At 31.9% G+C, this 26,581-nt stretch carries 23 protein-coding genes; 16 read left to right on the top strand and 7 right to left on the bottom strand.

Annotated features, from left to right (window positions below; translation table 11 throughout):
- Positions 1–2: 2 nt before the first annotated feature.
- Complete coding sequence (locus DG435_RS03725; protein ID WP_106793914.1) at positions 3–2,174, bottom strand: DNA mismatch repair protein MutS; 2,172 nt, start codon at positions 2,172–2,174, stop codon at positions 3–5.
- An 88-nt stretch (positions 2,175–2,262) separates the two neighbouring features.
- Here DG435_RS03725 and DG435_RS03720 point away from each other — a divergent pair, with 88 nt between their 5' ends.
- Complete coding sequence (locus DG435_RS03720) at positions 2,263–2,928, top strand: uracil-DNA glycosylase (RefSeq protein WP_106793915.1); 666 nt, start codon at positions 2,263–2,265, stop codon at positions 2,926–2,928.
- Positions 2,929–2,934: 6 nt separating this feature from the next.
- Here the strand turns inward: DG435_RS03720 and DG435_RS03715 are convergent, their stop codons facing one another.
- The 6 genes from DG435_RS03715 to DG435_RS03690 form a co-directional block, all read right to left on the bottom strand.
- Positions 2,935–3,120, bottom strand: coding sequence for a hypothetical protein (locus tag DG435_RS03715; protein WP_024769136.1), 186 nt, complete (start codon positions 3,118–3,120; stop codon positions 2,935–2,937).
- Between the two features lie 300 nt (positions 3,121–3,420).
- Positions 3,421–4,272, bottom strand: a complete 852-nt coding sequence (locus tag DG435_RS03710; protein WP_106793916.1) for a substrate-binding domain-containing protein — start codon at positions 4,270–4,272, stop codon at positions 3,421–3,423.
- Positions 4,273–4,656: 384 nt separating this feature from the next.
- The gene (locus DG435_RS03705; protein ID WP_106794586.1) at positions 4,657–5,535 is read right to left on the bottom strand and encodes a nucleoside phosphorylase; all 879 of its coding nucleotides are present in this window, start codon (positions 5,533–5,535) and stop codon (positions 4,657–4,659) included.
- A gap of 1 nt (position 5,536) precedes the next feature.
- On the bottom strand, positions 5,537–6,475 hold the full coding sequence (locus DG435_RS03700; protein ID WP_106794585.1) for a DUF1835 domain-containing protein: 939 nt from the start codon (positions 6,473–6,475) through the stop codon (positions 5,537–5,539).
- A 15-nt stretch (positions 6,476–6,490) separates the two neighbouring features.
- Entirely contained in the window at positions 6,491–6,820 is a 330-nt protein-coding gene (locus DG435_RS03695) for a translation initiation factor (RefSeq protein WP_024769140.1), read from the bottom strand.
- A gap of 8 nt (positions 6,821–6,828) precedes the next feature.
- Positions 6,829–7,779, bottom strand: coding sequence for an isopenicillin N synthase family oxygenase (locus DG435_RS03690; RefSeq protein WP_106794584.1), 951 nt, complete (start codon positions 7,777–7,779; stop codon positions 6,829–6,831).
- A gap of 256 nt (positions 7,780–8,035) precedes the next feature.
- Between DG435_RS03690 and DG435_RS03685 the strand changes: the two genes are divergently transcribed.
- From DG435_RS03685 to DG435_RS03615, 15 genes are all read left to right on the top strand, one after another.
- Positions 8,036–10,042, top strand: a complete 2,007-nt coding sequence (locus tag DG435_RS03685) for a thiamine pyrophosphate-dependent enzyme (RefSeq protein ID WP_106794583.1) — start codon at positions 8,036–8,038, stop codon at positions 10,040–10,042.
- Positions 10,043–10,355: 313 nt separating this feature from the next.
- A complete protein-coding gene (locus DG435_RS03680; RefSeq protein WP_106794582.1) occupies positions 10,356–11,354 on the top strand; it encodes an SDR family oxidoreductase in 999 nt (332 codons plus the stop codon).
- A 31-nt stretch (positions 11,355–11,385) separates the two neighbouring features.
- Complete coding sequence (locus DG435_RS03675) at positions 11,386–12,669, top strand: nucleotide sugar dehydrogenase (RefSeq protein WP_106794581.1); 1,284 nt, start codon at positions 11,386–11,388, stop codon at positions 12,667–12,669.
- A gap of 52 nt (positions 12,670–12,721) precedes the next feature.
- Entirely contained in the window at positions 12,722–14,263 is a 1,542-nt protein-coding gene (locus DG435_RS03670; protein ID WP_159025754.1) for an oligosaccharide flippase family protein, read from the top strand.
- A gap of 6 nt (positions 14,264–14,269) precedes the next feature.
- Complete coding sequence (locus DG435_RS03665) at positions 14,270–15,553, top strand: hypothetical protein (RefSeq protein ID WP_106794579.1); 1,284 nt, start codon at positions 14,270–14,272, stop codon at positions 15,551–15,553.
- Between the two features lie 13 nt (positions 15,554–15,566).
- Positions 15,567–16,538 (top strand): polysaccharide pyruvyl transferase family protein, encoded by a 972-nt coding sequence (locus DG435_RS03660; RefSeq protein WP_106794578.1) that lies wholly within the window; start codon positions 15,567–15,569, stop codon positions 16,536–16,538.
- A gap of 15 nt (positions 16,539–16,553) precedes the next feature.
- A complete protein-coding gene (locus tag DG435_RS03655; protein WP_106794577.1) occupies positions 16,554–17,663 on the top strand; it encodes a glycosyltransferase family 4 protein in 1,110 nt (369 codons plus the stop codon).
- Positions 17,660–18,778: a glycosyltransferase family 4 protein gene (locus tag DG435_RS03650; protein WP_106794576.1), complete on the top strand. Its 1,119-nt coding sequence runs from the start codon at positions 17,660–17,662 to the stop codon at positions 18,776–18,778. Before DG435_RS03655 ends, DG435_RS03650 begins: the two co-directional genes overlap by 4 nt.
- A 75-nt stretch (positions 18,779–18,853) precedes the next feature.
- Positions 18,854–20,281, top strand: a complete 1,428-nt coding sequence (locus DG435_RS03645; RefSeq protein WP_106794575.1) for an MBOAT family protein — start codon at positions 18,854–18,856, stop codon at positions 20,279–20,281.
- A gap of 5 nt (positions 20,282–20,286) precedes the next feature.
- Complete coding sequence (locus DG435_RS03640) at positions 20,287–21,213, top strand: hypothetical protein (protein ID WP_106794574.1); 927 nt, start codon at positions 20,287–20,289, stop codon at positions 21,211–21,213.
- A gap of 32 nt (positions 21,214–21,245) precedes the next feature.
- Positions 21,246–21,818 carry a serine O-acetyltransferase gene (locus tag DG435_RS26040; protein WP_106794573.1) on the top strand — a complete coding sequence of 191 codons (573 nt, stop codon included), beginning with the start codon at positions 21,246–21,248 and terminating at the stop codon, positions 21,816–21,818.
- 44 nt (positions 21,819–21,862) lie between these two features.
- The gene (locus tag DG435_RS03630; RefSeq protein ID WP_106794572.1) at positions 21,863–23,350 is read left to right on the top strand and encodes an amino acid adenylation domain-containing protein; all 1,488 of its coding nucleotides are present in this window, start codon (positions 21,863–21,865) and stop codon (positions 23,348–23,350) included.
- Positions 23,351–23,364: 14 nt separating this feature from the next.
- On the top strand, positions 23,365–24,846 hold the full coding sequence (locus DG435_RS03625; RefSeq protein ID WP_106794571.1) for an AMP-binding protein: 1,482 nt from the start codon (positions 23,365–23,367) through the stop codon (positions 24,844–24,846).
- Between the two features lie 34 nt (positions 24,847–24,880).
- A complete protein-coding gene (locus DG435_RS03620) occupies positions 24,881–25,120 on the top strand; it encodes an acyl carrier protein (protein ID WP_106794570.1) in 240 nt (79 codons plus the stop codon).
- 115 nt (positions 25,121–25,235) lie between these two features.
- A complete protein-coding gene (locus tag DG435_RS03615; RefSeq protein ID WP_106794569.1) occupies positions 25,236–26,576 on the top strand; it encodes an MBOAT family protein in 1,341 nt (446 codons plus the stop codon).
- The last annotated feature ends 5 nt before the right edge of the window (positions 26,577–26,581 follow it).

Raw genomic sequence — 26,581 nt, 5'->3', positions numbered from 1 at the left:
GCTTATTTTTTTCTTTCTACAAATTCTAATTGATCAATGCTTACATTAGTAGTAAAAATCCCATAATTAACAATAGCTTTTCCTTTTTCTAAAGTATCTATAGTGCCTATAGATCTTCCATCAATCATTCGTACTCGATCACCAATTTTTAAAGTCATTTTTGGTTTTGCTGCTTCGATTTTTTCTTCTTTCTTTTTTTCCTCCTTTTTCTTTTTACGAATAACCTGCACTTTTTCGATAACTTCTTTTACGACTTTTTCTTCTTTGGCTTTTTCTACTTTTCGTTGCTTTACACTCTGTTTTTTTCGTTTAGAGTTTTCTACTTCAACGATTTTTATAAATTCATTGATTAACTCTCTTTTTTTCTTATTGTTAAAGTATTTTTCACTAAGATCATCGATTTTTTGCCCCAGATAGATCATTCTTTGATTACCATCATATAACTCCTGATAGCTTTCCAACTTACGTTGAATACGCTGGTTGGTCTTCTCTAGGCGATCTTTTTCTTCCTCTGCTTTTTGTTCTTTGGTTTTGAGTCCAGCCGTAGTTTTTTGTAATTTGGATCTCTCTTTTTGAAGATTGGCAATACTTTTATCAAAACGAATCTTCCCTCGTTCTACCTTTTTCTTTGCTTTATTGATAAGACTATAAGGGATTCCATTTTTTTGAGCTACTTCAAAAGTAAAAGAGCTTCCTGCTTCACCTAAGTGTAATTTAAATAGAGGTTCTAATGTTTTTGAATCGAATAACATATTTGCATTACTCATATCCGGTAACTCATTAGCCAGCATTTTTAAATTGGCATAATGTGTCGTGATAATCCCGAAAGATCCTCTTTCATAGAAAACCTCCAGAAAAGCTTCGGCTAGTGCTCCACCAAGTTCTGGATCACTACCTGTTCCAAACTCATCAATTAGAAATAGCGTTTTGTTATTACATTTTCGCAAGAAATAATTCATGTTCTTCAAACGATAACTGTATGTACTTAGATGATTTTCTATAGATTGATTGTCCCCAATATCAGTAAGAATAACATCAAATAAACACATTCTACTGTATTCGTGTACAGGAATGAGCATCCCGCTTTGTAACATTATTTGTAGTAGACCTATAGTTTTTAAAGTAATACTTTTCCCTCCGGCATTGGGGCCAGAAATAACAATGATTTGATTATTCTCATTTAATGTAATGGTTTGAGGGAAGGTTTTCTCTCCTTTTATTCTATTGGTATGATATAGTAATGGGTGATATGCATCTTTAAGTGTTAGCTCTCTATCTGTAGTGATTTTTGGTAATACTGCGTTAAGTTGGCCTGCATATTTTGATTTAGCAGAAACAACATCTACATCACTTAAGTATTCTTGATAGTGTTCTAATAGCTCAGTAAATGGTCGTAATTTATTAGTTAATTCTTTCAGTATTTTTACGATTTCTTCTCGTTCTTCATATTGAAGATTACTAAGTTCACGACTATATTGTAAAGTAGCTTCGGGTTCTATATAAACAATACTTCCAGTTTTAGAATTCCCCATGATGGCACCTTTTACTTTACGCCGATACATGGCAGTTACCGCTAGAACTCTTCGGTTATCTACTACACTTTCTTTAATTTCATCTAGATATCCCAGGCTATTATATCGAGATAAGTCTTTTCCAAAGCTTCCATTTAGTTTCCCTTGCACACTATGAATATCTTTTCGAAGACGTTGTAATACAGGAGAAGCATTGTCTTTAACCTCTCCGAACTTATCAATCACGATTTCGATTAGATTAATAATTTCTTTAGTAAATACTACTCTCGAAGATGTTTGATAGAGCGTGGGGTATAGCTCTGCATTTTTCCTGAAAAAATATAGCAAATCATTAGCAGTAGTACTAATAGAAACCAATCGTTTTAAATTTAAAGCTTCTAAAAATGTATTTTCAATATTTAATAATTGAATTTCTTTATTAATACTATCGAATCCATGATTGGGTATACGAGTATCATTTAATAATGAAGATTTATATTCGAATACTTCTTGTAGGGCAATATGAAGTTGCTCTTCAGTATCGAAGGGAACAATTTGTAATGCTTTCAACTTACCAAAATCTGTACTACACTGTTCTGCAACATGTTTCTGCACAGTATCAAATTCTAGGTCGTCTAGTGTTTTTTTAGAAATACGAATCATACTTTTTTTTACCCTATTTTTGGGTTATATTCGATCAGTTTTAGAACAGGGCAAAAGTACACAATTGCTATAATTTTTTGACATCTATATGAATGTAAATATTGAACCCTCTTGGAATCAGCAACTTGAGGAAGAATTTGACAAGCCATATTTTGGTTCATTAGCGGGTTTTGTGAAAACAGAATATAAAAATAATACATGTTACCCAAATGGAAGTGAGATATTTTCTGCTTTTGATCATTGTAGTTTTGATAATGTTAAAGTGGTTGTGATTGGTCAGGATCCTTATCATGGAGTAGGGCAGGCGAACGGTTTGTGCTTCTCTGTTAATGATGGTATTAGTATGCCTCCTTCACTGATTAATATTTTTAAAGAGATTGAAACAGATTTAGAACTACCATATCCGTCAAACGGAAATTTAGAACGTTGGGCAAAACAGGGAGTTTTATTATTGAATGCTACCTTAACCGTTAGAGCACATCAGGCTGGATCTCATCAAAATAAAGGTTGGGAGCAATTTACCGATGCTGTTATTCAAACTATATCTGATAAAAAAAAGAATGTTGTTTTCTTGTTATGGGGTGGTTATGCTAAGAAAAAAGGAGCTAAGATAGACAGATCAAAACACCATGTTTTAACTAGTGGACATCCTTCTCCATTAAGTGCTAATAGAGGATACTGGTTTGGAAATAAGCATTTTAGTAAGACCAATTCATATTTGCATGAAACCAATCAAACTGAAATAAGTTGGTAAATATACTTATGCCGCGTTAGGTATTTCAGAAGATTTCGACTTATCATCTGAAGACTGGTTAGATACCGAGTTAATCTGAACTTTTTGTGTTCTTGATTTCTTTTTATCTGTATCAACAGATTGCGTACTTAATTTAAGCAGAATAAAGTTGAAGATAATAAGACTTGCGAGTATTATTAAAAAAGTTACCATAATTGATTTGTTAGTTAATTATTAGATGCAATTAACCTTATAAGGTTGCGTATGCGCTAATAATTAGTTCATTTCATTGGGGGTAGGCCCGGCAAATGTACAATTTTTTTTATTTGTATAGATGCTTGCTTTATAGGTATTTAAGAATTAATTATTTGCTAAGGGTTTATTCTTTGCATTTTGTATATGATATTTTTAATCTTAATTTTTAAAATATCCTTTATGTAGTAACGTTTTATTTTAAGATATCCCTACCCTTTATTTTTACTTTTTTTATTTAGATATGAATATATGTAGACCTTAGATGTCATAAATTAATTTTTCGGGAGCTATTTTTTTGTTAATGATTTGTAAATTAAATAAGTAATCCTGAACCTCAACAAGTGTTTTCTTTTCGATAAGAGATTGGCTCCATTCTGTATGTTGTAACCATTTCTGTATATCTTCTAATTGTTGATCATACCTATACGATAGAGTTCTGTCTATACTTGGGATATGTTTAAAATCTGTAGTGGTAGTATTTATAATATCCAGAATTGCCTTTATTTCTTCTTTTTTGGTATTGAGTATGTCTTCTCTAACGGCTATCACAAAACAAGGCCAGGGGGTAGGGCAATCTATAACTCGTCTAAAAGTCCCATTATCAACCAGTGGTTTTGTTGTAAAATGTTCCCACATAAAATAATCAGCTTTTCCATTAGTTAATGCTTCAACTGCTCCATCCAGATTTTTTACAACTTCAAATTGTAAATGGGAGGTATCCCACTTTTGGTTTTGAGCATTTATATAAGCCATTAAATGCGAACCTGATCCATACCTGCTAATAGCAGCTTTTGTATTCTGAAGTTCAGAAAGATCAGTGTATTTGGAATGAACACTTACATGAATTCCCCATATAAGAGGTGTTTGGATATATGTTTGTACAATTTTACTAGGATTACCAGCTATAATATCTTTTACAATACCCTCGGTAAGGATTATTGCCATATCGATATCCTTGTTTCTTAGGGCTTCACACATGGCTCCTGTACCACCAGGATATTCTGTCCATTCTAATTGTATATTGTTTTTTAGATAGCTTCCGTCTTCAATAGTTAAATGCCAGGGTAGATTGAAGTGCTCAGGAACACCACCTATTTTTATAGTATGCATGCTATCTGAAATTAATAAATGTGTATTTCATCGATTATTTATGTTTTTTAACGATAAAAACAAATGGTTTTTATATATTTGAACTATTACTATTTTAAAGAAATTTATATTTAAAAAGTTTTAACCCCAAATAAAAACAATATTGCTATGAAAAAGAATTTTTTAAAAAATAAAAATACATATGTAAAGGTTGCGAAGTTAAAAAATAATTCTCTTGAGAATGGCATCGTAGTCTTTATTGCAGTATTGTTGCTTACTAATTTATTAATTAGTCTTAAAATATTATTTGGTTAATACATTTTAGAAGTATCTAATTATTAACCAAATAATAAAAAAAGAATGAGGACCTACTACTCATTCTTTTTTATTTTACAAACAAACTATTCATAGACGATAACTTGCTATTTTATCTAAAGTATATTTAATAAGTTTATCTACAGTTTCTTTTGGGTTTTGACTAAACTCTCCAGTAGCACGATTAGCCACAATTGCATTCATAGATACGGCTTTGTGTCCTAATAGTTTTGCCATTCCGTACATACCGGCAGTTTCCATTTCTAAATTTGTTATTTTTTTATTCTCATATGTAAAAGAGGCTATTTTTGTATTGAGCTCATTATCTTGTAGTGGTAATCTTAAAATTCTTCCTTGTGGACCATAAAAACCAACATTGGTCAGTGTATGTCCTTTTGTTACAATACTGCTTAACATATGTTCTCCCAGGTTTTTATCATAGGTTACTGTATAGGGCATTGATTTATTTTGATCTAGGTCTAAATGTTTTGCCAGGGCTATTGAAATTTTGGGTAATTGTACATGATCACTTTTATAGAAATGTAAAAGGCTATCAAAACCAGTCGCAATTTCTGAAACCACAAAACTGTCAATAGGAATATCTGGTTGTATTGATCCAGAAGTTCCTATACGAACAATTTGTAGCGTAGTGTGTTCTGTTTTGTTTTCACGAGTAATAAGATCAATATTTACTAAGGCGTCTAGTTCGTTAAATACGATATCTATATTATCGGTACCAATACCTGTAGAAATTACAGTGATTCTGTGTCCTTTATAGGTTCCTGTTTGTGTATGGAACTCTCGTTTACGAATTTTATATTCGATAGTATTAAAATATTGTGTTATCTGTTCAACACGATCAGGATCTCCAACAGTTATTATGTTCTGGGAGAGATGTTCTGGTTTAAGGTTTAGGTGGTAAATACTACCATCTTCATTAAGAATAAGTTCTGATTCGGCTATAGCCATATTATAATTTTAACAGTGTATGTGTTTCATTATTATACAAGTAATCGTATTTTTTAACACCTCCATAATACCAATCTAATATTTGTGTATTATAAAAGTTTTTTTTGTGTTGTAATGCTAGTTTTCCTCTTTCGGACAATAAAAGCCTATCTTTTGTTTGATCCAAAAATTGAAAAAGTCTAGCAAGAACACGTTTCATTTGCATGTCGCCATATCCATAATATCCTTGATACTCCAAAGCATATCCCATGAGTTGTTTAATATTCTTGATGTGGTAATTATCTACCATTTCCAGAATATTATGTTCTAAAATATTAAGCCCCGTTAGCATATTAGGAAAACGTTGTAAATGTGCTCTTATGCATATAGACATATATTCAAAAGAAGAATCTCTCTTAATTTGCCCTGCCATTTTCTGCGGCTTTGATTCGCAGTATAAAGTCCAGATATGAGAAGCAAATTCAAGATCATCTGTTGTTAATAAAATTTTGTTTTTATAATGTTCTTTTAATTGATTATCAGATAATTCACAAAGCCCAAATAACTTTTTCTCGTGCTCAATTCTACCGCTACAAACCAAATAAACGGGGATGTCTTTAATACCTTTACGAAGTAATAAACTAATAGCTGCAATCATATTAATATGACAGAATAAATCATATTCGAACCATAATATGATTTCGGTATAGTTAGTAAGGTTATCTATTTTCTTGAGTTGTGAAACAAATTTTTCTTCATAATCAGAAGAATCGATTCTGTAGTATTTTTTTAGAAAAGCTTCTCGCTTTTTAATAGAATCTTCTGCCTCGACTTCAATTTCTGTAGGCCCTTCGCAAAGCATTTCACGCCAGGTCATAAATTCTCCGGTAACAAGATCTAACTCTTTCATTCTTTGAGTTAGACTATCCCCATTCGTAATATGTAATATGTTTTTCCCCAAAATAGCTATAGATTATTATCCTCCAACACGTTTTACTTTAAATCCTTTTTCTTTAAGAATTTCCATAATTTGATTTCTATAATCACCTTGTATGATTATAGCATCATTTTTAAAACTTCCACCTACACTTAAACGAGTTTTTAGTTCCTTAGCGAGTTTTTTAAAATCTTCATCGGCACCAGTGTATCCCTCTAGTATAGTGATGGGTTTTCCTTTTCTTTTTTCATACTTGCAAAGTATAGGATCATCCTGCATCCATATTTGATCTTGATGATCTTGCACATTTTCTTCCTCTTCTGGTTGGTGATCAGGAAATAAATTTTTTAATTGATCTTGTAAATCCATAAAGAAATCTATTTTTTTATTAATCCAATTTCTACAAGTCTTTGATGCAAGAATTCACCAGCCGTAATATCCTCATAGTGTTTTGGATTATCCTTGGTAACACACTCTTCTAAGCAATTTAACTTCATATCACTTCTTGGATGCATAAAGAAAGGAATAGAATATCTTGGTTTTCCCCATTGATCTTTAGGAGGGTTTACTACTCGATGTATCGTAGATCGAAGTTTATTATTGGTATGTCGTTCTAGCATATCTCCAACATTAATAACTAGTTCGTCCTCTTTTGGGAGAGCATCAATCCATTGTCCCTCTCTATGCTGTACTTGTAGCCCTCCTGTAGAAGCTCCCATTAATAATGTAATTAGATTGATATCCCCATGTGCACCAGCTCTAACAGCACCTTTAGGTTCTTCTTGAATAGGTGGATAGTGAATAGGGCGCAAGATACTATTACCATTGCTTGCCCAATGATCAAAATAATGTTCATCAAGACCTATGTATATGGCTAATGCTCTAAGGACATATATCCCTGTTTTTTCTAGCATTTTATATGCTTCCATTCCTGTAGCATTAAAATCTTTCAATTCATTGACAATAACATTATCAGGATATTCTTCAATTAATTTAGCATCTGCATCTGGTTCTTGTCCAAAATGCCAAAACTCTTTAAGATCTCCTTCTTTTTTCCCTTTGGCATGTTCTTTCCCAAAAGAGGTATACCCTCTTTGTCCACCTAATCCGTCAATTTCATATTTTTCTTTAGTATCTGTTGGTAACGCGAAAAAATCTTTAATTTCCTGGTATAAGTTCTCTACAAGTTTGTCACTCAAAAAATGATTTTTCAATGCGACAAAACCTATTTCTTCATAGGCTTTTCCTATTTCGTTGACAAATTTTTGTTTCCGCGAAGGGTCATTTGATAAAAAATCAGCCAAATCTACGCTTGGTATATTATTCATTAGTCTATTCTTTGTGTATTAGTAGCACTAAAATAGGTGTATTTGACCAAAAACTCCTAATAGCACTTCAAATTTATTTATTGTTGTAAAATATCGGTCAAATTTGTTAATTAAGAACGTATAAACCTTAATTCATGGTAAATTTAACTAATTCGTAGAATTGTTTAGGGTAAATTAACAACTACTTAATAATATTATAATTGCGATGCGAGTTGTGAAGTAAAAATAAGTATTTTTACCTAACAAATTTTCTGCTATGGAGCACATTTCAAAGGAAAAAATAGAACTACATTTTGACCGAAAAAATTACAAAGATGATCAGCTGATCTCATTATATCTCAAAATGCTTAAACCCAGGCTTATTGAAGAGAAAATGCTTGTGTTGTTAAGACAAGGAAAAATATCTAAATGGTTTAGTGGTATAGGGCAGGAAGCAATATCTGTAGGTATAACAGCTGCTTTAGAAAGCGAAGAATATATATTGCCAATGCATCGCAATTTAGGAGTATTTACAACGCGGGATATTCCTTTATATCGATTGTTTAGTCAATGGCAAGGCAAAGCAAATGGGTTTACCAAAGGACGAGATCGTTCTTTTCACTTCGGAACGCAGGATTATAATATTGTTGGTATGATTTCTCACTTGGGTCCACAGATGGGAATAGCATGTGGTATTGCTATGGGAAATCTCTTAAAAGAGAACAATAAAGTCACTGCAGTATTTACAGGAGAAGGAGGAACCAGCGAAGGAGATTTTCATGAAGCACTTAATGTAGCTTCGGTATGGAACTTACCCGTATTATTCTGTATAGAAAATAATGGTTATGGATTATCTACTCCAACCAGCGAGCAATATAATTGTAAACATCTGGCAGATCGTGGTTTGGGATATGGTATGGAATCTCATATTATTGATGGAAATAATATATTAGAAGTATATGAGAAGGTTAGTAATTTAGCCAATAGTATAAGGAATAATCCACGACCGGTTTTATTAGAATTTAAAACCTTCAGAATGCGAGGGCATGAAGAAGCAAGTGGAACCAAATATGTGCCTAAGGAATTAATGGAGCAATGGAGTGTTAAAGATCCTATAGAAAATTATAAGAACTACCTGATTGATGAGGGAATAATTTCTGTAAAAGATGATCTTGAAAAAAAATCCACTATAAAAACTGAAATAGAAACCAATTGGGAGCGTGCAAATACCGAAGAAGCTATTGATGTTAATTTGGATAAAGAGCTAAATGATGTGTACACATCATTTGATTATCAGGAAATAAAATCTGGTACCGATACAAAAGAACTAAGGTTGATTGATGCAATCTCTGATGGTTTAAAAGAAAGTATGCGCCGATATGATAATCTTGTGATTATGGGGCAGGATATAGCAGAATACGGCGGGGTTTTTAAAATAACCGAAGGTTTTTTAGAAGCTTTTGGAAAAGAACGAGTACGCAATACTCCAATTTGTGAATCAGGAATTGTCTCGGCTGGATATGGTCTGTCTATTAATAATTATAAAGCTGTTGTCGAAATGCAATTTGCTGATTTTGTGTCTTCAGGATTTAATCCAATTGTTAATCTGTTAGCAAAATCAAATTATCGATGGAGCCAATCGGCAGATGTTGTGATTAGAATGCCATGTGGTGCTGGTGTTGCAGCAGGGCCGTTTCATAGCCAGACTAATGAAGCATGGTTTACCAAAACACCGGGACTTAAAGTTGTATATCCAGCGTTTCCGTATGATGCAAAAGGCTTGTTAACTACTGCAATAGAAGACCCAAATCCAGTGTTGTTTTTTGAACATAAAGCACTGTATAGAAGTATTCGTCAAGAGGTGCCAGAAGGATATTATAATTTGCCATTAGGTAAAGCTTCTATGTTAAAAGAAGGAAAAGATATTACTGTCATAAGTTATGGAGCGGGTGTGCATTGGGCATTGGATGTGTTAGAAAAACATACACAGATCAATGCAGATCTTATTGATCTAAGAACACTGCAACCTTTGGATACAGATGCTATATATAAATCAGTGAAAAAAACCGGCAAAGTAATTATTTTGCAAGAAGACTCACTTTTTGGAGGTATAGCCTCGGATATTTCGGCATTAATTATGGAAAATTGCTTCACATTTCTTGATGCACCAGTAAAACGAGTAGCAAGTTTGCAAACTCCGATTCCATTTGATACTAATCTTGAAACTCAATATTTAGGTAAAAACAGATTTGAAGAAGAATTGTTATTGCTATTAGAATTCTAGTTTTAATACAAGTTGTATTTGTCAATAAATACAATATATAACCTTACGTTTATTTTTTTTAACACATTGTAAAATTTTAGTAACTAAAATTTTACAATGTGTTTTGTTTTTAATTATCTGTTTTTAAGGTAGTTGTAAATGAATATTGTGTTGATTAAATACTTTTTAGGTTAACAAAATATTATAAATTTTAAATAGGGGCAAAATCCCCTTTAACATATGTTGTATGTTCTATAAGTAAATCTTAATTTCGCGCTGACTAAGCAAAAGCATGGTCTTTTGGACTAAAAAACAGGGGGTTAAAATATAATTCATGAACGCGAAACAACTAGAACATCTTCGTTCTTCAAAAATACTAGTGACTGGTGCAGCAGGATTTATAGGGTCTAATCTTTGCGAAACACTTTTAGAAATTGGAAGTACTGTAATTGGATTGGACAATTTTGCAACGGGACACCAAAAAAATATCGATCCACTTCTAAAGAATTCTAACTTTACTTTTATTGAAGCAGATATTAGAAATCTTGATGATTGCCATAAAGCATGTAATGCTGTTGATTTTGTATTACATCAAGCTGCATTAGGCTCAGTACCACGGTCAATCAATGATCCTATTACAACTAATGACGTTAATGTTGGAGGGTTTCTTAATATGCTGGTGGCTTCTAGAGATGCAGGAGTAAAACGTTTTATATATGCTGCAAGCTCTTCGACATATGGCGATTCTGAAGCTTTACCAAAAGTAGAAGAAAATATAGGGAAACCATTATCACCATACGCTATAACCAAATACGTTAACGAACTGTATGCTGATAATTTTAAAAGGACATATGATTTAGATACAGTAGGGTTACGATACTTTAATGTATTTGGTCGCAAGCAAGATCCTAATGGGGCATATGCCGCTGTTATTCCAAAATTTGTAATGCAGTTTATGAAATATGAATCCCCGGTGATTAATGGAGATGGCTTATTCTCAAGAGATTTTACTTATATTGATAATGTAATCCAAATGAACTTATTGGCAATCGTTTCTGATAATCAAGAAGCAATAAATAACGTCTATAATACAGCTTACGGAGAGAGAACAACACTAAACGAATTAACGGTTTTATTAAAAGAATACTTATCTACATATGATGCTGCTATTGCAGATGTAGATATTGTGTATGGACCAGAACGTAAGGGGGATATACCACATTCTTTAGCGTCTGTTGATAAAGCAAAAACACTTTTGGGGTACGCTCCAAAATTTGATATTAAATCGGGATTAAAAGAAGCAGTAAAGTGGTACTGGAAACATCTAAAATAGACTTTAAATTTTTAGTAAATAAAGAATAACTATGCAAAATATTAAGATTGCCATCATTGGATTGGGATATGTAGGATTACCTTTAGCCAGATTATTTGCAACCAAATATCCTGTAATAGGTTTTGATATCAATGAAAAAAGAATCAAAGAATTATGTTCAGGAACCGATTCTACTTTAGAAGTAGAAGATGAGTTATTAAAATCAGTATTGAAGGATAATAGCGATTTAGATGAAAACGGACTCTATTGTTCTTCTAATATAGAAGATATAAAAGGTTGTAATTATTATGTGATCACGGTGCCTACTCCGGTAGATAAAAATAACAGACCAGATCTTACTCCTTTGTATAAGTCTAGTGAAGCCGTTGGTAAGGTATTAAAAAAAGGAGATATCGTTATTTATGAATCTACCGTATATCCAGGAGTTACCGAAGAAGAATGTGTTCCTGTACTGGAACAAATAAGTGGACTGAAATTTAATGAAGATTTTTTTGCAGGATACTCACCAGAGCGAATCAATCCAGGAGATAAAAAACATACAGTCGAGAAAATTCTGAAAGTTACAGCAGGATCTACCCCCGAAATTGGGAAAAAAGTTGATGATTTATACGCTTCGATTATTACAGCAGGAACTCACCTTGCTCCAACAATAAAAGTGGCAGAAGCAGCAAAAGTTATCGAAAACTCGCAAAGAGATATTAATATCGCTTTTGTTAATGAGTTGGCTAAAATCTTTAACTTAATGGATATAGATACCAATGATGTGCTGGAAGCAGCTGGAACCAAATGGAATTTTCTTCCTTTTAAACCAGGACTTGTAGGTGGCCATTGTATTGGTGTTGATCCATATTACCTGGCTCAACGTGCACAAGAATTTGGGTATCATCCAGAAATAATCTTGGCTGGACGTAGATTAAATGATAGTATGGGGCAATATGTATCATCAGAAGTAATTAAGCTTATGGTGAAACACGATATTCATATAAAAGGAGCAAAAGTATTGGTGCTCGGTGTGACATTTAAAGAAAATTGCCCCGATGTACGTAATACACGAGCAGTTGATGTTATTAGGCAACTAGGTGACTTTGGAACCAAAGTTACTGTATATGACCCATGGGCAAACCCCGCCGAAGTCATGCATGAATATAACCTGGAAACTACAATCGATTTACCAAAAGAAAAATACGACGCAGTGGTATTAACAGTTGCACATAAAGAATTTTTAGATATAAATTTAAAATCTATGCTTTCACCAAATGGTGTTCTATATGATGTTAAGGGAATACTGAAAGAAAACGTACACGGAAGATTATAATTGGGGAATCCAAACGGTAGTATAACAAAATAACAACTTAAGACTAATCATTTTGAGCCAACTAAAAAAAGGGGCATTCCTAACGTATTTAAAGATTTTCCTTACTAATATTATAGGTATTGTGATTACACCTTTGATTGTTAGTTATTTGGGGAAAGATGAATACGGTATATTTAATGCAATTGGAGCATTAATTGGTACCATTGCTCTTTTGGATTTTGGTCTTACCAATACAGTTGTTCGCTTTATAGCTAAATATAGAGCAGAAAAAGATAGGAAAGGAGAAGAGAATTTTTTGGCAACAATCGGAATTCTATATTTTGTTATTTCTCTACTCGTTATTATTCTAGGGATTGTTTTCTATTTCTTTATAGACTCATATTTTACAAAGTTTAGTGTCGAAGAACTCAAAATAGCCAAAGTGATGTTTGTTATTTTGATTTTTAATTTAGCAATTCAACTCCCAGGAATGATTTTTACAGGAATCTGTAAAGGATATGAAGCCTTCGTGTTTCCAGAATCTGTTAGTGTTATTAGATATCTTTTAAGATCAATAACGGTAGTAGCCGTACTTCTATTAGGAGGTCGCGCAATAGCTTTGGTAATTGTAGATTCTGTATTTAATATCCTTACTATATCAGTATCTGCATATTATGTGCTTAAAAAACTTAAGGTACGATTTAAATTACATCAGCTCTCTAAAGTATTTATCAAACAAATTTTAAAATATTCTAGTTGGATTTTTGTGTTTTCTATTGTAGGAATGTTACAGTGGAAATCAGGTAGTTGGGTGCTGGGAGCTATGAGTGTACCGAAGGTTTTAGGAATTTATGGAATAGGAATCGCCCTGGGAACATATTATGGAGCTTTTTCTACTGCAATATCCAGCGTTTTTTTGCCCAGAGCAACGCAAATGACAGTAGCGAATGCAACAGGAGAAGAGTTAACCGATATGATGATCAAATTAGGTAGGTTATCCTTTATTATATTAATGTATGTATTAGGAGCTTTTATACTGTATGGAGAACAATTTATCAATTTATGGGTAGGAGGCGGAGAATTAGAAACAGATGGTAAGTATAATTCAGAAGAATGCAGAGAGATATATAGTATTGCATTGATAATTATGATAGGATATACGTTACCGTTGCTGCAAGCATTTGGGAATTCTATTCTAGAAGCTAAGAATAAATTATCCTTTAAAGCAATTCTATATCTTATATTTATGATTTTGGGTACAGTACTGGGTGGGTTTCTAGCAGTAAAATATAGTGCATTAGGAATGATCTCTGGGTTAGTTGCAGGATGGTTGATAGTACAAAATGTGATGAATTTTTATTATCAGAAAAAAATTGGCTTAAATATCTTTCGGTTTTTTAGAGAATTGTTGAATAAAACACTCATAGTTGTACTGGTAGTGGTGTTAATAGGGTATTTTATAAACTATATCCAAGGTAATGGATGGGGGAATTTTATATTAAAAGGAAGTGTGTATACTATGGTATTTGTAGTGATAATGTACTTTTTTGGATTATTAGAATATGAGAAACAATTATTTACCAAACCGATTGCTTCAATATTAAAACGAAAATAAACTACGATGGAAAAAGTAAAACTTCATAATATATCCTATTCAGATGAAGGAAAGAAAATCGTTTATGATTATGTTGCTGATTCTCAGGTTCAGAAGTTTTTTGTAGAAGATCAATCATTATATGTAAGCTATCAAATAGATGTAAGTGATATTCCTGATAGTATTGCAGTAATTCCGTTTTTATCAAACATACTTCCTATAGCATGGTTTGCCGGATTTACGATTGAAGTAGATGAGGTAGATGAAGATTTTTATCATGCCCAGGAAATAATAAAAAAAGAATTTGCAAAGAGAGATTCGTCATATACTCTTAATGGAAAATTAATAGCAGGGAAACTAATAAAAAATAATATTGAAGGAACTACACCTGCAATGTTATTTAGTGGAGGAGTAGATGCATATGCAACCTATATAAGAATCTATGATAAAAAACCAGATTTGGTAACTATTCATGGTGCAGATATTACTATTGATGATAAAACACAGTGGAACGATTTCACTAGTTTTATAGAAAGTGAAGCGTTATTAAATAATAACAGTAAAGAATTTATAGAGACAAATCTACGTGACTTTTATACATATCAGGTAGAGCTATTATTAAAAGATATAGGGTGGTGGGGAAAAGTACAACATGGTTTGGCACTTGTAGGATCTGTAGCCCCCATTTCTTTTGTAAAAAAGTATAACGCGATTTATATCGCATCTTCATATACAGACCATATTGATATTGATTGGGGCTCTACACCAGAAATTGATCATAAAATTACATGGGGAGGAGGTATTGAAGTATTTCATGATGGATACGAACTCAAAAGGCAAGACAAAGTTGATTCGATAGCAGAATTTGCTACTAAAACTAATGCTAAGTTTAAATTAAGAGTATGCTACTCCGAGTTAAGAACAGAGTTTAATTGTAGTAATTGTGAGAAATGCTTTAGAACAATCTTAGGCCTTATTTTAAATGGAAAAAACCCTAATGATTATGGTTTTAATGTAGATGAAAAAATATATGATGAGTTTTATACAGTATTAAAAATAGGTTCTGCCAGCAAAGGAGTTCAGTACTTCTGGTGGGAACTAATGGAAAAAGCAAAAAAAGTAGATGACTTTTACGTCTTTAATGATAAGAAAGAAGAAACAATACAAATTGATAAAATAAGAGAAGGGAAAATAGACGACCTCTTAGAACAAAAAATTAATAATCCCAACAAAATAAAGCATAGGATCAAGTTTATTATACGAAATAAATTTCCCTGGTTAAGAAGATTGTATAAAAAAATAATGCACTAAAAAATATTGACTAATGAAATACGGACTACTTAAATATGATGAAAATAAGCGGTTTTTTAATGTTGGAGACAATATTCAAAGTCTTGCTGCTAAACAGTTTTTACCACAAGTTGATGTTTTTTTGAATAGAGAAAGATTAGCCGATTACAAGGGAGACCCAGTTAAACTTGTTATGAATGGTTGGTTTACTCATAATATTCATAATTGGGTTCCATCAGAAAATATTGATCCGGTATTTGTCTCTTTTCATATGAATAATACTGCAGCTCCACATATGTTAAGCGAAAAAGGGATTGCGTATTTAAAAAAACACGAACCTATTGGATGTAGAGATCAATTTACTGCAGATACATTAAAGGCAAAAGGTATAGATGCTCATTTTACTGGTTGCCTAACGCTAACCTTGGATTCATACAAAGTTGATGATTCAGAAAGAGATGATACTATTTATATTGTAGATCCTCTTTATAGCTATCCAAGACCTGAGAAAATATTCTATAATGCTAAAATTACAGTAAAAAATATCCTTAATGGGACTGCATTTCAATTAGGGAAAAAGAATAAACATTTAAAGAATTTTATTAGCGAAGAAGTACTGGCTTCTGCAGAATTTATCAATCAAGAACCTCCATCGAATACATATTCTGATGAAGAGAAATTTGGTATGGCAGAAGAACTTTTAAATAAATATGCCAAAGCAAAACTAGTGATCACTTCAAGGATTCATTGTGCCTTGCCTTGTCTTGCTATGGGAACTCCTGTAATCTTTGTCAATGGATTTGACAGTTTTGTAGATTCTTGTCGATTTGATGGTATTTTAGAGCTATTTAATAGAATTGATATCGATAGTAAAACAGGTGAGTACACGGCAAATTTTCCTTTAGAAGGAAAAATAGATAAAAATACTTTGGTGAAGAATCTTGAAAAACATCATGATTTAGCCAATGCCTTAAAAGAAAAGGTGAAAAATCAGTTAAACCAATAAATTATTTAACTGTATATGAAACTTATATATATTGTTAACCGAGTAGATGGCCCTGGAGGATTAGAAAGAGTACTTTCTATAAAAGCCAGTATGCTAGCTGATCGATATAACTATGATATACATATTGTGACTTTAAATCAGGATGAAGACAAACTCTTCTATGATTTTAGTTCAAAACTAACGTATCATAATATAACGGTTAGTGGTAATCCATTGGTTTATATCTATAAGTATGTTTCTAAGTTAAGGAGTATAATTAAAAAACTAAACCCAGACGTTATAGCAGTATGTGATGATGGACTTAAAGGGTTTTTAGTGCCTATTGTTCTTGGTAGACCTTGTCCGATGATATATGAAAGACATGTTTCCAAAAATGTAGAAATACAAAAAGGTAGCCCATCCTTGTTTCACAAAATAAAAGCTTCGATGAAGTTTGGATTGATGAATTTTGGAGGTAAATTCTATGACCATTTTATTGTTTTAACAAAAGGCAACCTCAAAGAATGGAACCTTAAAAATCTTAAGGTAATTCCTAATCCATTATCATTCTATCCAAATGAACAAAGTACTTTACAAAATAAAAAAGCTATTGCCGTAGGAAAACAAAGTTTTCAAAAAGGATATGACCGACTGTTAAAAAGCTGGAAACCAATAGTAGAAAAATACCCGGATTGGACTCTTGATATTTACGGAACTATAAGTAAAGAAGAAGGATTAGATGAGCTTGCGCGTGATTTAGGAATATTAGAAACAGTTAATTTTTATGCTCCGGTACGAAATATAGCTGAGAAATATCAAGAAGCTTCTGTATATGTGATGTCGTCTAGATATGAAGGTTTTGGAATGGTATTAACAGAAGCTATGGCGTATGGCGTTCCTTGTGTTTCTTTTGATTGTCCATATGGTCCATCTGATATTATTTCTGATAAAGAAAATGGACTATTGGTTGAGAATGGCGATATTGATGGTTTATCAAAAAGCATTTTATCTCTTGTAGAGAACCCTGAGTCCAGAACTTTGATGGGAAAAAGTGCACGAAAAGCTGTAAAACGATATTTACCTGAAAAAATTACAGCAGAATGGGATGTGTTATTTACAAGTTTAACTAATAATACATCTAAATGAAAATAATATTTATTATTGATCAGGTGTATTTACACGGTGGTATTGAAAGAGTGCTTTCTATCAAAGCAAACTACCTTGCTTCAATACCAGATAATGAAATTTATATCATTACTACAGAGCAAAAGGATAAAAAACCTTGTTATGAGTTTAATGATAAAATTATTTTTAAAGACCTGGGAATTAATTATCAAAGAAACAAGTCCTATTTCCATCCGGTTAATTTAAGAAAGCTACCTAAGCATATTAAAAGAACAAAATCTGTAATTAAAAAAATAAACCCAGATATTGTCGTAGTCTGTAGCCATAGTACAGATACCTATTTTATACCTTTTATTAATAAGGATATTCCTAAAGTAAAAGAGTTTCATTATTCTAAATTTATTGAACTCGAGAATAGAAGAAACCCCAGAAATCTTCAAAAAAAGTATTTTCTGAAATTTGCAGATTATGTAGAGACTAAATATGATAGACTGGTTATTCTTAATCAAGATGAGGCTACTTATTATACTTCAAATAATACGGTTGTTATTCCTAACCCTCTTACTTTTTATCCAGAAAAAGTTTCGACCATATCCAATAATATTGTAATTACTGCTGGTAGAATAGCATCAGTAAAAGGTTATGATATGCTAATTGATATATGGGAAATTGTTAGTAAGAAACACCCTGGATGGGAGCTTCATATTTACGGTGATGGAGAACCAGGTTATGTAAAAATGTTACAAGACAAAATTAATACTAAAAATTTACAAAATCATTTGATTCTAAAAGGAGTAACAAATGATGTAAAAGGTAAAATGCTGGCATCCTCTATTTTTGCAATGTCATCACATAATGAATGTTTTCCTTTGGTTTTATTAGAAGCTCAAGCTTGTGGTTTACCTATTATTTCTTTTGATTGCCCTAATGGACCTAGAAATATAGTGAATACTCAGAACGGAGTATTGATTCCTGTATATGATAATATAGAATTTGCAAATCAATTAATTGAGCTTATGAAAAATAAAATGAAGTTAGAAGAGATGGGCAAAAATGCACGACAAAATGCTTCAAATTATAGTGTCGAAAATGTAATGAAATTATGGAATAACATGTTTAATGAATTATTAAGCTAATAAATAATAAAAAGAAAATTATACCCCAATTAACGTAATAAAAATTTTAAAAAACAAAATAATTAATTTTTAAAAATGATATTTAACTCGGTTATATTTCTAATTTTCTTACCGATCGTTTTTTCGATATACTGGCTTCTTTCAAAAAAGTCATTAAAAATTCAGAATACTTATTTATTAGCAATAAGCTATTTCTTTTACGGTTGCTGGGATTGGCGTTTTCTGTTTTTAATTGCGGCTAGTTCATTAATAGATTTTTGGGTAGCAAAAAAAATAAAGGCTTCTCGGGAAAAGAATACAAAAAAGATTTTTGTTGGGATTAGCCTTGTTATGAATATTGGGTTGCTAGGCTTTTTTAAGTACTTTAACTTTTTTGCAGATTCTCTGGTTGATCTTTTTAATGTTGTTGGATTTCATGCAGATTACACAACACTACACATTATCTTACCGGTTGGTATTAGTTTTTATACCTTTCAAACGCTTAGTTATACCATAGATGTATATAGGGATAAAATAGAACCTTCAAATTCAATTATTCAATTTTTTGCCTATGTAAGTTTCTTCCCTCAATTAGTCGCCGGTCCAATAGAGCGAGCAACTAACTTGCTGCCACAGTTTCAAAAGAAAAGAACTTTTGAGTATGATAAAGCAGCAGATGGAATGCGACAAATGCTTTGGGGGTTTTTTAAAAAGGTTGTTGTTGCTGATAACTGTGCGGTTTTTGTAGATCAGGCTTTTGCAGACCCTTCAATGAGTTCTTCCGGAGAATTATTTGTAGGCATGATTTTCTTTGCTTTTCAGTTGTATGGTGATTTTTCAGGATATTCTGATATAGCTATCGGAAGTGCAAGATTATTTGGTTTTGATTTGAAACAAAATTTTGCTTTTCCATATTTTGCAAGGGATATAGCAGAGTTTTACAGAAGATGGCATATGTCTCTTACCAATTGGTTTAAAGACTATGTGTATTTTCCGTTGGGAGGAAGTAGAGTAGGACTCAATAAAAAGATCCGTAACGTTTTTATCATTTACCTTATTAGCGGGTTTTGGCATGGTGCTAATTGGACATTTATATTTTGGGGATTTCTTAATGCATTATATTATGTCCCTTTAATGTTATCCAAGAAGAACCGGCGTAACCTGGAGATTGTAGCGGCTAATAATTTTTTACCTTCATTTCGACAAGGCTATGCCATGTTTGAAACTTTTATTGTGACTTGTTTTATTAGAGTGTTTTTTAGAGCAGATTCTATAGAAGATGCATTTTTATATATCAAAAGAATTTTTAGTTTTCAAGGAAATACGTGGGGTAATTTAGATAAAATTTCGATAGCAGTTATTGTTATTTTATTAGTAGTCGAATGGATCAATAGAAAGGAACAACATGGATTGGCTATCGGTAATAGACCAGTTTATGTAAGATGGGGCTCATATATGGCTGTATTTTTAATCATCTTGTTCTTTGGTAAGTCTTCAACTTCATTTATTTACTTCCAATTTTAGTCGCTATGAAAAAGTATATAAAAAAAGTAAGTTTGTTTTTGTTTGTTTGTTTTGTGGTGCTAACGGCAATACTTCTAAAATATGGAGGAAATATAGATCACTTTTATAACAAGTTTACAACACCAAAGGCTAAATCTATGATTTTGGGTGATAGTAGAGCAATGCAAGGGATACAACCAGAAATCCTTAACGAAGCTATAAAATCAAGTGATAAAGATTATGAATTGCCAATGTATAATTATGCATTCACCATTGCTCAAACCCCTATGGGACCTCCATACAGGAAGAGTATTTTACGTAAATTAGATAAAGAGACTAAGAATGGAGTATATATACTTAGTCTAACTCCATGGATGTTCTGTTCTGGAGATGATTATAATGATGATATAGGTGAGTTTAGAGAACAAGATCAACCTCCTCATAATATGGTCTATGTTGATGTAAATCCTAATTATGAGTATATACTTCGTAACCTTAATCTTTTTAGCTTTAGGCACGTGTTCAAAACAAATTACCTACTTCATAAAGATGGGTGGATGGAAAGAAAAGAACTAAGCAAGGATGAATTCTCTTTTAACTCCAGGAAAAAGGTTCAAAAAGATATGATTACAGAGTTTTTGGATTACTACAAACTTTCTAACGTTAGAAAGCAAAGTTTCTACGATTTAATAAAAGATTTAAAAGAACATGGAGATGTTTTTTTTGTAAGAAGCCCGATAGATGTAGACATTTTAGAAATAGAAAATAAGTTCTACCCAGAATTTGATAGCTTCATAGACTCGGTTGCTACATCAAATAATATTAGGTATTTCAATTTTACAAGACATCCAAAACTAAAGGAATTTAGTAATTATGATGGGCACCATATTGATAAAAAAGGAGGAGAGTTGTTTACCAAGGCGCTTGCGGACTCCATTTTATCGGTAAATTAATAGAAGAATTATTTAACTTAAGTACAACTAAGATGAGATCTTTATTTTCTTTTTTATATAAAATACTACTCTTACCACATTTAGCAATGTATAAATTTAGTAAGAATCAAAGTGTTATTGATCAAGATATAAAAAGATGGGCCGAAGCAAAAGGAATACAAAAAGGAAAATATTCTCTATTACTTACGTTTTTAACAAACTCTCCAGATTTTAGAACATTGTTTTACTTTAGAAACCGAAGTGTTTTTTCTCATTTGCTTAATATCTATTGTAGAAAACAATCTAATTTCACAATTGATATTACCACCAAATTAGGTGGTGGAGTACTAACAGGACATCCTTACTGTACAATTCTAAATGCCGATTCTATAGGAGAAAATTTTTATGTAAATCATTTGGTGACGGTAGGAGAAGTAGAAGGAAAAAGACCAACTATTGGAGATAATGTTTCTGTGAATACAGGAGCAATTATTATTGGAGATATTACAATCGGAAATAATAGCATAATTGGAGCCGGAGCTGTAGTAGTGAAAGATGTCCCTGAAAATTGTGTTGTTGTAGGAAACCCAGCACGAATTATAAAAAAAGATGGGAAACGAGTATAACTATAGTAATGCTAAATATTAGAAGAATTTAAAGACAAAACCGAATGAACCTAATTTCTAACATACAAAAATCTATTGAAGATAATTATGATCGTAATGCTTTCTGTATTAGAAACGAATATTATAACTATAAGAATTTTGCTCAGGTAGTTTCTGATATCCGACAGGCAATTCATACTTCGGTAGAAAAAACAGAGGTTATTATCGGATTAGTAACCAACGATGATATTGAGACGTATGCATCTATAATTGCATTGTGGATGGAAGGAAAAGCATATGTTCCGTTAAATCCAGAATTTCCGGTTAATAGAAATCATACTGTGATTGAACAGGCCGGTATAAAAACCATTTTAGATTCTTCAATAGACAAGGTTTTTAATGATTATAATACGATATTAATAAAAAAACTACCTACTTCAGAAATTAACTTATGTCCTGTAGATCATATATCAGGAGAAGATCTTGCATATATATTTTTCACATCAGGAACAACGGGTACTCCAAAAGGTGTTCCTATAACATTTAGCAATTTATCGGGTTTTACAGAAGCATTTTGGAAACTTGATTATGAATTGACCAATGCAGACAGATGCTTGCAAATGTTTGAATTGACATTTGATTTATCAGTGTTATCATATTTGGCTCCAATACTTAAAGGTGCATGTACCTATACTATTCCTAAAGATGAGATTAAGTATAGTTATATTTTTGAACTCATGGAAGATTATAAGTTAACCTTTGCTTTAATGGTTCCTTCAATATTACATTATCTAAGACCATATTTTGATGAAATAGATTGTCCGGATATGAAATACAGTTTGTTTTGTGGTGAGGCTTTACCTCTTGATGTTACCGAAGAATGGAGTAAATGTTTACCAAATGCAACGATAGCCAATGTATATGGACCCACAGAGTGCACCATATTTTGTACAGATTATACATATAAACGAGAAGAAACCAATAAAACGCATAATGGCGTTTTGACTATTGGGAAAGATATGTTTAACACTACAACGATTATTGTAGACGGTGATAATAATGAAGTAAAGACTGGTGAAAAAGGAGAATTGTGTTTAAGTGGTGTTCAGCTTACTTCTGGGTATTGGAAAAATGAAGAAAAAAACAAAGAAGCTTTTTTCTTTAAAGATTATAATGGAAAAGAAACAAGATTCTATCGAACAGGAGATTTATGTACTGTAGATGAAGAGGGCGATATTTTATATTTGGGGAGAGTAGATTTTCAAGCAAAAATCCAAGGATTTAGAGTCGAATTATCTGAAATTGAATTTCACTCAAAAACAAGCCTGGATAAAATGAATGTTGTTGCAATAGCATTTGCTAATAACATGAATACTACAGAAATTGGGTTGGTTATTGAATCTCAAAAATTTGAAACAGATCAATTATTAGATGAGCTAAAAACGAAATTACCTCAGTATATGATCCCAACTCAAATTAGATTTATAGATAGTTTTCCGTTAAACACTAATGGAAAAACAGACAGGAAAAAATTAAAAGAATTATTTAGTTAACAAATAATAAAAAAATGAATTTGCAGCAAGCGCTTAGCCAATCAATTACTAAAAATCCAGACCGTATAGCTTTTGTCATTAATGAGAAAGAATATACGTATAAGGATTTAGCTGAGTCAATTTCAGGTATAAGAAAAATAATACAGGAAAAAATCTCTGATGATGAAGTAAATATTGGATTAATTGCAAATGATGATATACAAACTTATGCAGCAATTTTTGCAATATGGTTTGAAGGAAAATCATATGTTCCTCTTGATCCAGAAAGCCCCGAAGAACGAAACAATAATATCATCAAACAGACTAACATAAGATCAATAGTAGATTCTTCTGATGTAGTTGTATATCCAGAATACAATATTATTTCTTCGGCGTTAGCAACAGGAAATGCTGATGATTTAGAACCAAAATTAGTGTCAGATGAATCAATAGCGTATATCTTATTTACTTCTGGTACTACGGGAGTTCCAAAAGGTGTTCCCATAGCATTTGCTAATCTTGTTGCCTTTTGTGATGCCTTTTTTGATTTTGGTATTCAATTAGATGAAAATGATAGATGCTTACAGATGTTCGGTTTAACATTTGATGTATCAGTAATGTCGTTTATGCTTCCAGTACTTAAAGGAGCCAGAGTATACACGATCCCAAAAGATGAAATAAAATTCAGTTATATTTTTGAATTAATACAAGACGAAAGATTATCATATGCATTAATGGTTCCTTCAATATTGCATTATTTAAGGCCATATTTTGATGAGATAGATTCACCTTATTTAAAGTATAGTTTGTTTTGTGGAGAAGGTTTACCGGCAGATGTCACAGAAGAATGGGCGCAACGTTTACCAAATACTAAAATAATGAATGTATATGGTCCCACAGAAAGCACAATGCTTTGTACAGGGTATACTTATGATACTAATTCTAAAAAAATACATAATGGAGTAGTATCTATAGGAAAACCATGGAAGGGCGTTGAAACCATAATCATAAATGAATCTAATGAAATTCTTGAAACGGGCAAAAAAGGAGAGCTATGCCTGGCAGGGACTTTATTAACACCTGGATACTGGATGAATCCTGAGAAAAATGAAGAAGCATTTTTCTATACCGAATATAATGGTGAAAAAACTAGATTTTATAAAACCGGAGATTTGTCATATATAGATGCTGATGGAGATATCATGTTTTTGGGAAGAATAGATTTTCAGGCAAAAGTACAAGGAGGATATCGTGTAGAGCTTTCTGAAGTCGAACTCTACGCAAAAGAAGGATTACATAAAATCAATGCAGTAGCTGTTGCTTACACTAATAAAGTGGGAGGTACCGAAATTGGATTGGTAATAGAGTCAGAAAAATTTGACCTAACAGAACTTTCTGAATATATGAAAGCAAAAATGCCATCTTATATGATACCTTCGCAGATAAAATTTATGGAAACTTTTCCTCTTAATGTTAACGGAAAAATCGACAGAAAAGAATTAACAACAATATTTTAACTAAACATAATTCTAAATACATAAAGCCATATTTATGGAAACTACAGAGATTAAAGAAAAAATAAGTGATGCACTTGTATCTGTATTAGGACACAGTAATTTTGAGACTAATGATGAATTGACGGCGCAAGATGTTGATGGTTGGGATTCACTATCTCATATGATGATCATTACAAAAATTGAAGAACAATTTGATATTAAATTCAAACTTAGAGATTTAAATAAATTAAAGAATTTGGGGTCTCTTGTCTCAGTAATTCAAGGTAAAATTTAATTTAGAAAACGTGATTTTTAACTCATTCGATTTCGTCGTTTTTTTAATTCCAGTGCTAGTGTTATACTGGCTGCTTTTTAAACGATCAGCAGTATCTCAAAATATACTTTTACTGATGGCCAGCATATTTTTTTATGCCTGGGCAGATTGGAGGTTTTTATTTTTGCTAATAGCAAGTATTCTTATTAATTACTATTTAGGATTAAAAATTCATAATACTTTAAAAGAAAGCAAACAAAAAATGCTTTTAAATTTGGGATTGGTATTTAATATTGGTCTCCTGGTATATTTTAAGTATTTTAATTTTTTCTACGAAGGATTTTATAAAATAGTAAATGTTTTTGGTACTGATTTAGACTATAATACGCTTTCTATCCTATTACCCTTAGGGATTAGTTTTTTTACTTTTCAAACATTAGGATATCTGTTAGATGTGTATAATGAAGAGGTCGAACCAAGTAACGATCTGCTGGATTTTTCTGTTTTTATAGCATTTTTTCCAAAAATATTATCGGGACCTATAGAAAGAGCAGGAAGTCTTATTCCGCAAATTAAAAAGAAAAGAGAGCTTTCCTATGCTACCTCTGTTGATGGACTTAGACAGATATTATGGGGATTATTCACCAAAGTGGTAGTAGCAGAAAATTGTGCTGCTATTGCAAATCCTATTTTTAATAATTATGAAGATAAACCAGGAAGTGTATTGGTAATAGGTGCATTTTTCTATGCAATACAGATATATGCAGATTTTTCAGGGTATTCAAATATGGCAATAGGAATATCTAAATTATTTGGATTACAACTAACACGTAATTTTGCAACTCCGTTTTTTTCAACCAATATTAGTGGTTTTTGGAAAAAATGGCATATTTCTTTGACTACATGGATGATGGATTATGTTTTTACACCATTATCATTTACGCTTAGAAGACTTCAGAAAAAAGGATTGGTGATTTCGATTATAGCTACTTTTATTTTGGTAGGATTCTGGCATGGAGCTAATTGGACATTTATCGTTTTTGGATTACTTCATGGAATTTATTTTGTTCCTTTGGTATATTCGGGTAGCATGAATGCATCAGATATTATGGCAAAAGGAAAATGGTTTCCGTCTTTTAAAGAAATCTATAAAATGATAGGCCTATTTGTTTTGGTAATGATGACAGATGTGATTTTTAGGGTAGATAGTGTTGCGGTGGCATTGGATTACTACAAAGGTATTTTTTCGTCAAGTATTATGAAGTATCCTGCGAGCTATGTTACTGCTAATACTTTAATGATAGTCGCTTTGATTGGTTTTTTTATGCTCATAGAATGGGCAAACCGTGAGAAGAAACATGATTTCGAAATAAGCAATTATAATGTTTACCTTCGATGGTCATCATACATATTCATCTTTTTACTTATCTTGTTTTTCGGGAGAAGTTCGGATACATTTATATATTTTCAATTTTAAATAAT

The organism is Aquimarina sp. Aq78 (assembly GCF_900299525.1).
Taxonomy (GTDB): domain Bacteria; phylum Bacteroidota; class Bacteroidia; order Flavobacteriales; family Flavobacteriaceae; genus Aquimarina.
This window is presented reverse-complemented; position numbering and strand designations above follow the sequence as displayed.

Bases quoted from the DNA above. Each gene is read 5' to 3' on its own strand.
- DG435_RS03655 (WP_106794577.1), top strand. From the start codon at position 16,554: ATGAAACTTATATATATTGTTAACCGAGTAGATGGCCCTGGAGGATTA.
- DG435_RS03660 (WP_106794578.1), top strand. From the start codon at position 15,567: ATGAAATACGGACTACTTAAATATGATGAAAATAAGCGGTTTTTTAAT.
- DG435_RS03630 (WP_106794572.1), top strand. From the start codon at position 21,863: ATGAACCTAATTTCTAACATACAAAAATCTATTGAAGATAATTATGAT.
- DG435_RS03695 (WP_024769140.1), bottom strand. From the start codon at position 6,820: ATGGATTTACAAGATCAATTAAAAAATTTATTTCCTGATCACCAACCA.
- DG435_RS03615 (WP_106794569.1), top strand. From the start codon at position 25,236: ATGGCCAGCATATTTTTTTATGCCTGGGCAGATTGGAGGTTTTTATTT.
- DG435_RS03710 (WP_106793916.1), bottom strand. From the start codon at position 4,272: ATGCATACTATAAAAATAGGTGGTGTTCCTGAGCACTTCAATCTACCC.
- DG435_RS03650 (WP_106794576.1), top strand. From the start codon at position 17,660: ATGAAAATAATATTTATTATTGATCAGGTGTATTTACACGGTGGTATT.
- DG435_RS03620 (WP_106794570.1), top strand. From the start codon at position 24,881: ATGGAAACTACAGAGATTAAAGAAAAAATAAGTGATGCACTTGTATCT.
- DG435_RS03640 (WP_106794574.1), top strand. From the start codon at position 20,287: ATGAAAAAGTATATAAAAAAAGTAAGTTTGTTTTTGTTTGTTTGTTTT.
- DG435_RS03690 (WP_106794584.1), bottom strand. From the start codon at position 7,779: ATGAATAATATACCAAGCGTAGATTTGGCTGATTTTTTATCAAATGAC.
- DG435_RS03675 (WP_106794581.1), top strand. From the start codon at position 11,386: ATGCAAAATATTAAGATTGCCATCATTGGATTGGGATATGTAGGATTA.
- DG435_RS03725 (WP_106793914.1), bottom strand. From the start codon at position 2,174: ATGATTCGTATTTCTAAAAAAACACTAGACGACCTAGAATTTGATACT.
- DG435_RS03715 (WP_024769136.1), bottom strand. From the start codon at position 3,120: ATGGTAACTTTTTTAATAATACTCGCAAGTCTTATTATCTTCAACTTT.
- DG435_RS03705 (WP_106794586.1), bottom strand. From the start codon at position 5,535: ATGGCTATAGCCGAATCAGAACTTATTCTTAATGAAGATGGTAGTATT.
- DG435_RS03665 (WP_106794579.1), top strand. From the start codon at position 14,270: ATGGAAAAAGTAAAACTTCATAATATATCCTATTCAGATGAAGGAAAG.
- DG435_RS03625 (WP_106794571.1), top strand. From the start codon at position 23,365: ATGAATTTGCAGCAAGCGCTTAGCCAATCAATTACTAAAAATCCAGAC.
- DG435_RS26040 (WP_106794573.1), top strand. From the start codon at position 21,246: ATGAGATCTTTATTTTCTTTTTTATATAAAATACTACTCTTACCACAT.
- DG435_RS03685 (WP_106794583.1), top strand. From the start codon at position 8,036: ATGGAGCACATTTCAAAGGAAAAAATAGAACTACATTTTGACCGAAAA.
- DG435_RS03720 (WP_106793915.1), top strand. From the start codon at position 2,263: ATGAATGTAAATATTGAACCCTCTTGGAATCAGCAACTTGAGGAAGAA.
- DG435_RS03645 (WP_106794575.1), top strand. From the start codon at position 18,854: ATGATATTTAACTCGGTTATATTTCTAATTTTCTTACCGATCGTTTTT.
- DG435_RS03680 (WP_106794582.1), top strand. From the start codon at position 10,356: ATGAACGCGAAACAACTAGAACATCTTCGTTCTTCAAAAATACTAGTG.